The sequence below is a fragment of the Sedimentibacter sp. B4 genome (genome assembly GCF_000309315.1).
GTDB lineage: Bacteria > Bacillota > Clostridia > Tissierellales > Sedimentibacteraceae > Sedimentibacter > Sedimentibacter saalensis.
Window position 1 is genome coordinate 1 of the sequence record NZ_CANG01000622.1, and the last position, 233, is coordinate 233.

The 233-nt window shown below is 67.0% G+C and carries 1 protein-coding gene; it reads left to right on the top strand.

The features are described 5' to 3' along the window. A partial coding sequence (locus BN358_RS26725; RefSeq protein ID WP_040583260.1) for a hypothetical protein occupies positions 1-233 on the top strand: 233 nt, incomplete at both ends.

Here is a 233-nt window from a genome sequence, read left to right on the forward strand (position 1 = left end):
GGCAGCCGCCGCGGTCACGATCAATCTGATCAACTTCAACGACTTCCACGGGCGGATCGCCGACAAGACGACGGTCCAGTTCGCCGGCACGATCGAGGAGGCGCGGGCGGCGTACGGCGATGCGAACTCGCTGCTGCTCTCGGCCGGTGACAGCATCGGGGCGTCGTTGTTCGCGTCCGCCACCCAGGCCGACCAGCCGACGATCGACGTGTTGAACGCGCTGGACCTCAAGG